3 protein-coding genes are annotated in these 2719 nt (G+C 67.2%); all 3 read right to left on the reverse strand.

Features of this window, described 5'->3' with window-relative positions; genetic code table 11:
• Positions 1–174: 174 nt before the first annotated feature.
• From scpB to D477_RS19845, 3 genes are read right to left on the reverse strand one after another with little or no spacing between them, the layout of a single operon-like run.
• Positions 175–792 carry an SMC-Scp complex subunit ScpB gene (scpB, locus tag D477_RS19835; protein ID WP_005274525.1) on the reverse strand — a complete coding sequence of 206 codons (618 nt, stop codon included), beginning with the start codon at positions 790–792 and terminating at the stop codon, positions 175–177.
• Positions 785–1654, reverse strand: coding sequence for a segregation and condensation protein A (locus D477_RS19840; protein ID WP_005274527.1), 870 nt, complete (start codon positions 1652–1654; stop codon positions 785–787). The genes scpB and D477_RS19840 overlap by 8 nt, the downstream gene beginning before the upstream one ends.
• The gene (locus D477_RS19845) at positions 1654–2535 is read right to left on the reverse strand and encodes a ParA family protein (protein ID WP_005274531.1); all 882 of its coding nucleotides are present in this window, start codon (positions 2533–2535) and stop codon (positions 1654–1656) included. The genes D477_RS19840 and D477_RS19845 overlap by 1 nt, the downstream gene beginning before the upstream one ends.
• Positions 2536–2719 lie beyond the last annotated feature (184 nt).

The following is a 2719-nucleotide window of genomic DNA, read 5'->3' on the forward strand; positions in this document are numbered from 1 at the left end:
CCTGTCCGGAGGACGGCTGGCCGCTGCGGCGCTGGTTGCCCGCGCTGCCGGCTTGCGGGCCGGCTTGCCGGCAGGCTTCGGGCCCTTGCCGCCGCCGCGCGGGGAGTTGCGGCCGGAACCGGATCGGGGCGCCTGTGTCATTTCTGTCCTTAAATACTCGCGGAACGGTACAGCTCAGTAGGAGGATTCGTCGATATCTGCCAAGTGTTCCAGCCCCGGCAGATGCGGTGCCAGTTCGGGAAGCTCGGAAAGACTTCCTATCCCTAATCTTTCCAGAAAATACGAGGTGGTCCGGTACAGCACCGCTCCGGTCTCCGGATCGGCGCCGGAATCTTCGATCAGTCCGCGCTGCACAAGGGTGCGCACCACCGAGTCGACATTGACCCCGCGGATGGCTGAAACCCGGGAGCGGGCCACCGGCTGGCGGTAGGCGATGACGGCCAGGGTTTCCAGCGCCGCCTGCGTCAGCCGGGCCGTCTGGCCCTCGAGCACGAAGGCCGAAACGATGTCCGCAAAATCACTGCGGGAAAAAATCCGCCAGCCCCCGGCGACATTGCGCAGTTCGAAACCGCGCCGCACACCGGACGGCGACCCGTCGCCGTCGTAATCCTGCTGCAGGTCCCGCAGCAGCGTGCCGACCCTGGGCACCGGAAGGTCCAGAGCGGTGGCCAGTTCGACGTCGGTGGCCGGCTCATCGAGCACCATCAGCACCGCTTCCAGGGCAGCCCGGGCACCGCCGGGAAGACCGTCCACGTTCGCCGTGCCGTCCGCGGCCTCCGCCTGGTCACTCATCGCTGTCCCCTGCTTCCTCGTATTCTTCGCTCAGCCGTTCCGGGGTCCATTCCCGGTCACCGCCCGTCCACCGCACCGTCAGCTCCCCCAGCGGCGCCGCCTGTTCGAAGGAGACCACCGCGTCGCGGAACAGTTCCAGCAGGGCCAGGAACCGTGCGACCACCACCAGGGTGTCCCCGGCGTCCGCGGTCAGGGCCCGGAAGGACAGCGCCGCACCGCCTTGGAGCCGTGCGGCGATGATGCCGGCCTGTTCCTTGACGCTGACCGGCGGAGCGTGCAGATGCGCCAGCCCGACCTCCGTCGGCTTGGGCGCCTTCGGCTCCAGCGCTTTCGCAGCCAGGGCCGCAAAATCCGGCAGGGAAGTCCGCCAAACGAGTTCGGGCAGTAGGGCCGCGAAGTGCGGTTCCAGTCCGACCTGGCGCGGGTAGCGCCGGCCCTCCTGCTCCAGCCGCTGGCCCAGCATCGCGGCGATCTGCTTGAACGCCTTGTACTGCAGCAGGCGGGCAAAAAGCAGGTCGCGGGCTTCGAGGAGGGCGATGTCCTCGTCGTCCTCGACCTCCCCCGCCGGCAGCAGCCGGGCCGCCTTCAGGTCCAGCAGCGTGGCCGCGATGACCAGGAACTCGCTCGCCTCATCCAGCGCCCGGCCCTCGCCGGACTCCTGCAGCCGCCGGATGTAGGCGATGAACTCGTCCGTGACGCGGGCGAGGGCGACCTCGGTGATGTCCAGCTCGTGCTTGGAAATCAGGCCGAGCAGCAGGTCGAAGGGACCGCTGAAATTGTCCAGCTGGACCTCGAAGCCGCCGGTCCGGACCCCGGCTTCCGGTTCCGGCAGCAGGGCGTCCGCCGGCACCGCAGGGGTCATTACGGGGCGCCGCCGCGGGAAATGAGCTCCTTGGCCAGCTGGCGGTAGGCGGCAGCGCCAGGGTGGTTGCCGGCATACGTGGTGATGGGTTCGGCCGCAACGGTCGCGTCGGCGAACTTGATGGTCCGCTTGATGACGGTTTCGAAGACCTTGTCGCCGAAGGCTTCCAGCAGCCGGCCCACGACCTCGCGGCTGTGCAGCGTGCGCGCGTCATACATGGTGGCCAGCACGCCGTCGATCTGCAGGCGCGGGTTGAGCCGGTCCTGCACCTTCTCGATGGTCTCCACGAGCAGGGCGACGGCGCGCAGGGCGAAGAATTCGCAGATCAGCGGGATGATCACGCCGTGCGCCGCGGTCAGCGCGTTCACGGTCAGCAGGCCGAGCGAGGGCTGGCAGTCGATCAGGATGACATCATAGTCATCGGCGACCCTCCGCAGCGCCCGGTCCAGGACCTGTTCGCGGGCCACCTCGTTGACCAGCTGCACCTCCGCGGCCGACAGGTCGATGTTCGCCGGCAGGAGGTCGATGTTCTCGATCTCGGTGCTCTGGATGGCCTCGTTGATGTCCACCTTGCGGTCCATCAAGACGTTGTAGACGGTCAGGTCGAGTTCGTGCGGGTTGGTGCCGAGCCCCGCGGACAGCGCACCCTGGGGATCGAAGTCCACCAGCAGCACGCGGCGTCCGGCTTCGGCCAGCGCGGCACCGAGGTTGATGGTCGACGTGGTCTTGCCGACGCCGCCCTTCTGGTTGACCATGGCGACAATACGGGCGGGGCCATGTGAAGTCAGCACGGGCGGTTCGGGGAATTCGGTCAGCGGCCGGCCGGTCGGCCCCAAGACGGCTTCTTCCTGCAGAGTCGTCGAACCCTGTTCGCTACTCACGTATCTATCCCAGCTTCCATCGTCGCTTGGCTGCACTTCTATCCCCCAAGGCTACAGTGACCATGCTGTCATCTGCCGAATGTGGCGCCCGCTACCGGCGAGCCTTTAGCTTCAAGTTGAGGTCTAAAGTTTAGGCTTCCTCTTTGTACTACCAACGACGGCGGTGCCTCCGTGGGAAACGGAG

This window comes from Arthrobacter crystallopoietes BAB-32 (assembly GCF_000328305.2).
Lineage (GTDB): Bacteria > Actinomycetota > Actinomycetes > Actinomycetales > Micrococcaceae > Crystallibacter > Crystallibacter crystallopoietes_A.

Excerpts from the sequence above, each read along its gene's own strand:
- scpB (WP_005274525.1), bottom strand. The coding sequence starts at position 792 with ATGAGTGACCAGGCGGAGGCCGCGGACGGCACGGCGAACGTGGACGGT.
- D477_RS19840 (WP_005274527.1), bottom strand. The coding sequence starts at position 1,654 with ATGACCCCTGCGGTGCCGGCGGACGCCCTGCTGCCGGAACCGGAAGCC.